11 protein-coding genes are annotated in these 6,681 nt (G+C 49.4%); all 11 read left to right on the top strand.

Features of this window, described 5'->3' with window-relative positions; translation table 11 throughout:
• Window positions 1–361: 361 nt before the first annotated feature.
• The 11 genes from OCY70_RS35665 to OCY70_RS35620 all read left to right on the top strand — a co-directional run bounded on the left by OCY70_RS35665 (window position 362) and on the right by OCY70_RS35620 (window position 6,679).
• Window positions 362–517 (top strand): hypothetical protein, encoded by a 156-nt coding sequence (locus tag OCY70_RS35665; RefSeq protein ID WP_261948985.1) that lies wholly within the window; start codon window positions 362–364, stop codon window positions 515–517.
• 217 nt (window positions 518–734) lie between these two features.
• Entirely contained in the window at window positions 735–1,259 is a 525-nt protein-coding gene (locus OCY70_RS35660) for a hypothetical protein (RefSeq protein ID WP_261948984.1), read from the top strand.
• Window positions 1,260–2,279: 1,020 nt separating this feature from the next.
• The gene (locus OCY70_RS35655) at window positions 2,280–2,483 is read left to right on the top strand and encodes a Mu transposase C-terminal domain-containing protein (RefSeq protein ID WP_315973965.1); all 204 of its coding nucleotides are present in this window, start codon (window positions 2,280–2,282) and stop codon (window positions 2,481–2,483) included.
• Between the two features lie 98 nt (window positions 2,484–2,581).
• Entirely contained in the window at window positions 2,582–2,773 is a 192-nt protein-coding gene (locus OCY70_RS35650; protein WP_261948983.1) for a hypothetical protein, read from the top strand.
• Between the two features lie 15 nt (window positions 2,774–2,788).
• Complete coding sequence (locus OCY70_RS35645; RefSeq protein ID WP_261948982.1) at window positions 2,789–3,058, top strand: helix-turn-helix domain-containing protein; 270 nt, start codon at window positions 2,789–2,791, stop codon at window positions 3,056–3,058.
• A gap of 84 nt (window positions 3,059–3,142) precedes the next feature.
• Complete coding sequence (locus tag OCY70_RS35640) at window positions 3,143–3,670, top strand: AAA family ATPase (RefSeq protein WP_261948981.1); 528 nt, start codon at window positions 3,143–3,145, stop codon at window positions 3,668–3,670.
• 245 nt (window positions 3,671–3,915) lie between these two features.
• Complete coding sequence (locus OCY70_RS35635; protein WP_261948980.1) at window positions 3,916–4,137, top strand: hypothetical protein; 222 nt, start codon at window positions 3,916–3,918, stop codon at window positions 4,135–4,137.
• A gap of 124 nt (window positions 4,138–4,261) precedes the next feature.
• Window positions 4,262–4,552 carry an AbrB/MazE/SpoVT family DNA-binding domain-containing protein gene (locus OCY70_RS36505; protein WP_390905354.1) on the top strand — a complete coding sequence of 97 codons (291 nt, stop codon included), beginning with the start codon at window positions 4,262–4,264 and terminating at the stop codon, window positions 4,550–4,552.
• Entirely contained in the window at window positions 4,549–5,178 is a 630-nt protein-coding gene (locus OCY70_RS35630; protein ID WP_261945354.1) for an ABC transporter permease, read from the top strand. Before OCY70_RS36505 ends, OCY70_RS35630 begins: the two co-directional genes overlap by 4 nt.
• An 11-nt stretch (window positions 5,179–5,189) precedes the next feature.
• The gene (locus tag OCY70_RS35625; protein WP_213431500.1) at window positions 5,190–5,594 is read left to right on the top strand and encodes a phage protein GemA/Gp16 family protein; all 405 of its coding nucleotides are present in this window, start codon (window positions 5,190–5,192) and stop codon (window positions 5,592–5,594) included.
• Window positions 5,595–5,830: 236 nt separating this feature from the next.
• Window positions 5,831–6,679 carry an ATP-binding protein gene (locus OCY70_RS35620; protein ID WP_213431502.1) on the top strand — a complete coding sequence of 283 codons (849 nt, stop codon included), beginning with the start codon at window positions 5,831–5,833 and terminating at the stop codon, window positions 6,677–6,679.
• Window positions 6,680–6,681: the final 2 nt, after the last annotated feature.

Genomic DNA, 6,681 nt, shown 5'->3' with positions numbered 1-6,681 from the left:
AGCAAGGGATTCACAGATTAATCATTTCAATTGGAAAGGAGGAATGAAATGTGAGTTCCAGTTTGAGTAAAACACTAAGGAACAAATCGAATCCACTGACACGATATTCGTGAATTAGTGGGAAGTGTAGATGTTTCGTCGGCTGGAAATGATGGTAGTAATAGCTACTGCACAAGGGAGCGCCCTTGATGCATATGGCGATATGTGGCAGCCCATGAGCGTGAACTCGTGAGGAACTGCGACGGCTGGTGCTGGAGTATAGCGCCAAATCGCTGCAAAACCGCCAGTTACAACGGGCGATAGGGCGAGAGGCTGAAAGACGGGAAATCATCAAAGAACGAATTAAAGCAGGTGAGCATATATGAAAAAACGCAAACTATCACCTATCGGTGTAACCATCAAAAAGCGCCTCGCAGAAATGAATATGACGCAATATGAACTAGCGGCCCAGGTAGGAACGAACAAACTATATCTACCTGATTATGATTGGGAACGTCGGAAAAAGCTTCATCCCTAAGCTAGCTCAAGTCCTTGGCATAGATTACATGAGCTTAGCAGAACGGCTTAGAACATCACAGAGAAGGACAAGTGGAGGAACATGGTCATCAGGAGGCTAAAAGATGGTGCAATAATGAAGAGAGCGTCCCCCTCCAAGGTCGACGCTCAAGCAACCCATCAAAAACTTATCTCCTCCATTGAGCATGAACGGATTCACTTGGAAAGGAGGAACAAGCTTGTCGGAAATATACATTACCCTGGAAGTGGCCGCCGGGCTTGAGGGCGTGAGCTACGAGTCAGTAAAGAAGAAAGTGCAAAGGAACCGGAGGCTTTCAAGGCAAAGAAAGAGCTGCGCAAGTGGTGGAAAGGAACGTGTCCTTAGCAATGTCCACGCTGAGCAAGAAGGCCAGACAGGCATAAGCATGTTAGGCATTGAAGGCGCAGATGTCATTATCAAGGAACATGTCAATGAAAAGGAAATACCGTGGTACATCGTGTTGATCCTGCTGAATACATCGAGAAGCACGGTAAGTCATATTACGAAGCGGTCGAGTTGGCAAAGGTCATCCGCGAGTTTTCTCAACTATGGAGACCGTGACCGGACTGAATTTGCGGTCAGTATCGCGGAAGCAAACGGAATGAGTCAGCGCACGCTCTATCGGTATGCACAAAGCTATTTGGAAGCAAGTGCCTGGGCGCTGAAGATGAGCAAAACAGGACGGGAAAATTATGACTTTTTCAAGGTTGGCACTCTGCCGTAAGCCTAAGCAGAAAAAACACGTTCCGTCCTTACGCCGGAGGTCAGAGCTTTCATCGAAAAATTTATGGTTTGAAACCCGCGTTTGCGAGCAATAACGGAACGATTGAAATGCTCTACAGCAAACTTATGAAGATTGGATCAATGCATAGCTGGGACATCCCATCATATCCAACGGTGGCCGCTATATCGGATATCTGATGAAGTAAAGCGTGGCAAAAATGCGCGTCTACTTGCCGAAAAAAGGCATGCGTGAATTTAAGAATCAGCGAATGGTCAAAGCGTCTCGGAATACAAAAGCGTTGCCAGTTATGGGGCTGTACAAGGCGACGAGCATACATTCGATGTTTGGGTGAAATATACATACCGAATGGCAAGACCAAGGCCATCCGCCCGCAGCTCGTCGCTGGCTAGATACACGAAGCCGCTGCATCGTTGGCGATGTAATTTGTGTCAAGGCAAATTCGCAAGTGCTGAAGCAGTCGCTGCTCAACATGATATACGCCGATATTGGCGGCGTGCCAGAATGGCTTATTGACAACGGGAAGACTACACCGCCGAGACGATGACCGGCGTAAGCGAAATGAACGCGTCAGCTTCGACAGCGAGACCAAAGGCTTTTATCGTAGCATCGGCATCAAGGATGACATGCGCAGCCTGCCATACCAACCCTGGTCGAAGGCACAAGTCGAGCGGTTTTTGGCACGCTGATTAGCAATTCGAGAAGTGGCTGGGAAGCTACACGGTACGCTAACAGTTCGAAGACAGCGGCGAAAGTGGACAAGGACATCAAGAAGATGCTCGAACGTGACGAATTGCTGACACTGGATGAATTTTATGCTCTATGGTGCGAGTGGCGCGACGAGTACCATCGTTATTCCATAGTGGACTCAAGGGACAAGGCGATAAGTGGCATACGCCTCTGGAAGTGTTTGGAACGCCGACCGCTATGTCAAAGCGCCGCCGCCAAAGTCCTACGCAACGATATTGATGATGAAGGCGGAAGCGCGTCCTTGTCCGGAACATCGGGATTAAAAAGTTTGGATATGAGTACCGCGCCGATGAACTCTGCCATTATATCGGGGACAAAGTTGACATCAAATGGGACCCGAATGATGTGACAAAGCTCTATGTGTATACAGTTGCGGGCAAAAAATTGCGAGGCGTACAGTCAAGAACTGCTACTCATCGCCCCGAAGATGCCGCAAAAGGCTGGAAGATCACCTGAAAATGCAGAAGCGCAGCTCGCCAGACGATGGATGACCTGGCGTATACACGACGCCATTAGAAGATCGCGATCCTCAGTATCAAGGATATGGAAACGACGTGGCCGGGTTCATTTTCAAAAATGAGGCTGCACCGAAGCAGAACACGAAGCTGGTCGCATTGCCGGACGATCAGCAATTCCGGGAAGAGCTGCGATCCAGAAAAACAGCCAAAGCAGGAAAAGACGATGCAGATGACTTTTACCAACGGCAAGCGGAGAAAGCCCTCGCGGCGCTCCGTAAACTTGGATAATTGGAGGGAACGAACATGGAAGCAGTGGCATTTTATCCGGTTCAAGGTGGCACACCAACAGCCCTTGCAGCACAGGTTAAAAATATGATGGACAAAAACGGCATGACAATTACGGAGCTGGCGCGAGAAATCAATTATTCTCGCTCGGCCCTCTCACAATATCTGAGCGGTAAATACTCTTCCGATCCTACTGACATCGAGCAGGCAATAACGAACTTCATCTCCGCACAAGGCGAAGAAGTGGCCGGCAGCCATCGAGCAAACAGGCACGATGCGACTTGCTAAGCCTTGCATTCGTTGAGAGCCGTGACGCAACGGCAATCATCGGGGCCTTGTCAATCCTGCCAGTCATTTACTGGACTTGGAATTGTGGTTGGGAAGTCGGGATACGGCAAGACTCATACGCTCAAGTATTATGCGCGGTCTCCCAAGGTTGCATATATCGAATGCGACGATACGATGGCGCAACGCGATCTGGTTAAGGCCATCGAAAGAGCTCTCGGCCTACCCGTTGGCTATGGCACGATATGGGAACGGGTGAACGGTATCCGTGAATTTTTCAACTGCAATCCGGGCTACTTGCTCATTATCGACGAAGCGGACAAGCTTGTTAGCAAGTATTCACAGAAAAAAATGGAGATCCTGCGTGCCATCTTCGACCAGTCAGATGTGGGAATGATTATCGCCGGGGAACCGAAGCTTGAAGCGCAAATCAAGGGCTATATCAGCCGTTTTGCGAACCGGGTAGATTTCTATGTGTCACTGAAGGGACTATCCGCTAACGAGGTTCGTAGCTACCTACAAAACTTCAACTTCGAAGAAAATGCCATTCAGGAGATGATTGTCCGTGCAACTAACAACAAAAACGGATGCTTCCGCTTACTCGACCGACGCTGAACAACATCTTGCGCATATTAAACATGCACGGCTCCGCTGAAGGGGCTCCCCTAATTACCGTCGACATTATCGCTAAGGCCAGCAACATGATGATGCTGTAGGGGGGATGACGATGTGGAGATATGAATACTCGAATCATTCAGTGGCACGCTTGTTCCGTTTCTTACAGCATGTGATGCTTCCCGTCCCGGTACGGTCCAGCCGCTATCGTGTCGGGGTTAACAGAGGACGAAGTCCGTATTGCCTTGAGGGATTCACCTGATTACATCGTTGACGATGAGGGCATCCGTGGCAGGACTCCTTATGAAAAGACGTTGTTGGATATGCGGCAGCGGATGGGGCAGGAGCTGACAGCGCTGGAAGCTTTCAGGCTCTATACGGAACGGCGCTATGCGTTTTTTGTGGCTGCTGGAAAGCTTGTAAATACATTCCTTGATAAGGAGGAGCAGCATGGAGAATCGGTCTAGCACATCACGCAATATTGATAGGCTGACGGCAGAGCAGGCAGATAGGTTGTATGACCTGCTCCGAATTGCATTCCCGTGTGAGGACGGAATACCAGTAGAAGCAATTATTGAGGAGGATGCTTGAATGAAGTCGTATAACAAAAAATTAAGCAAGAGTGGTTCCGTAACACTCCCGGCCGTAATACGCCGGGAGTATGGCCTATCAGGCGGCGAAAAGTTCAATATTATCGTCGATAGCGAAGACGGCACAATCCTGTTACAGCGGACGCAAGGAAGTTGCCTATTTTGCCGGAGCGATAAAGAGCTAGTTGTGTATTCCGGTCGGTTTGTGTGCTCCCAGTGCATTCAGAATCTGGAGGCCAATGTTACGGAACGGAGAGCGGCCAATGCATTTGAAGGGGGGGACGGGCGATGAATTCGGAACTGGTTCCCCTTGTTGATGAAGCACTCCGATTGGAACAGGATATGAAGCGAAGCAAGAAGCGGCTGGATGAACTGAAGGCCACCTTTACATCTGCTGGAATATTTGTCATGGACAATAAGAACCTATCTCACTATCAGATCCCTGGAAGCAAGGGCCGATTCAACCTGACATACAAGGAAAAGTTTGAAATTGATAATTATGAACGCTTGGTTGAAGTGCTTGGTGATGTGGTGGCAGCCAAAGTCAGCCGGAAGTATGAGGTTAAATTCGAGACAGAAGCACGTTTCAAGGAAGCGCTCATTGCCCTTTACAAAGGCGAATACTGCTTTGACACTTCTATTGATGACGTGCTGAGCGGCCTTGGGCTCGATAGCAACAAAGTAAAGGCAGTAAAAAAGAAGCTAAAGGGCGACTATCTGAAGGACAAGCAGCTACTCGGAAGTGTAGGCATAACTGGTGAGCTTGAAGAGGAGTTCGACGCCATTCGCCTGGCGAAGCATGGCGAATTGGTTGAACGCTTCTTCGGCCATCTCACCCCGGAAGAAATCGATACGATACGCAATTCGGTGTACGTCGAGGACAGCATTAGTGTCGGCCTAGAAGCTTTTTCTGAGTGAGGAGGGCCCTTATGGACAAAATCACCTATCCACAAATCAAGAACATATTCGGGCTTGCCAGGCAGGCCCGAATGAATAACGACGAGCTCCATGACCTGGTCTTAACTACGACCGGGTCGGACAGCATCAAGGCATTAAGCAAGGCCCAGGGCATCAAAGTAATCGACCGATTGAATCAGATGCTGGGCAAGGTTAAGCCATCTCGGGCGACGCCGAATCAAATATGGCAGATTAACAAGCTGGCCGAGGAATTAGGCTGGAAATCTGACCCTCGCCGTTTGCGTCGTTTTTTGGAGAAGCAGCAAGGCGTTAGTCATACGAGCTACCTCTCACCTGTCCAGGCCAGTAAGGTAATCGAAGCTCTAAAAGCAATGAAACGACGGGAAGGAGTAAAACCTAATGCAGGACGCTCTTGAACGGTATTCGCCAGCACAAAGACAAGTCATCGGAGCCTATTGGGACACAATACGCTTCACCCGAAGCACAGGCAAGATTTCTGAGGGAATCAAGCAACGCGAATATGAGTATTGGGCGAAGTATGAGCCCACTCTTGTCATTCGGGCTCTCTCCATCCACATGGAGAAGTACCCTAATATCAAGGAGAACTACACGCGGGGCATCCTTCGCAATCTCTTGAAAGGCGGTGCCACTCATGCAAGGTTTGAAAGAGGTCATGCCGGACTTGCTCGAACGTATCCGGGCAGCCAGGCAGGCAAACGCGATATCAGCGCCGAAGCTGCCTTCCGCCGAAAGCTCGGCTTATGAGTGCCCGAAATGCCGGGACGAGGGCGTCATCCACGACCCTGCTCGAAACGTGGCCTATCAATGCGCCTGCATGGAACGCAAGAAGCTGAAGCGGATCATGCAAACCACCAACATGAGCGAGGATGCGCAATTAAAGACGTTTGACAATTTCAACTTGGATGGCCTGGATCAACGCGTCATAGATGCCTACGAGTTGGCACGGGAATATTCGGATGGACTGGTCTACCGGATTAAGAAGGGCCAAAGCTTGAAAGGCGTTCCTTGGTTCGGGCTTTTGGGCACATCCGGCAGTGGCAAGACGCATCTGGTCACGGCTGCTGTCGCCCCGTTGATTGAATACGGTGTGTACCCTCTGTTTTTCAACTGGGTACAAAGCTTCACGGAATGGTTTTCCTACTACAACAGCCCGGATGAGGCGTATAAGGTGGAGGAAATTCGAAAGCGTATTTACAACTGCGAGTTGCTTATCGTCGATGATATTTGCAAAGAAAGCCAAAAAGACACTTGGATCAAGGAGTTTTACGGCATTGTTGATTATCGGTATCGAAAGCAATTGCCGATCGTGTACACAAGCGAGTATTTTTCCGAATTGATTGGTTTCTTATCCGTAGCCACGGCGGGCCGCTTGTTCGAGCGAACCAAGAGCCCGAAAGGGAAAAAGTATCTCGGAAAAATGCTGTTGGATGTGGGCGAAGACCCACTGGCCTTGAACTATCGATTTAATGGACTGATTTAAGA

The sequence above is a fragment of the Paenibacillus melissococcoides genome (genome assembly GCA_944800085.1).
GTDB lineage: Bacteria > Bacillota > Bacilli > Paenibacillales > Paenibacillaceae > Paenibacillus_B > Paenibacillus_B melissococcoides.
The sequence above is the reverse complement of the archived record's forward strand: the minus strand, read 5'-3'. Positions and strand labels throughout refer to the sequence as shown.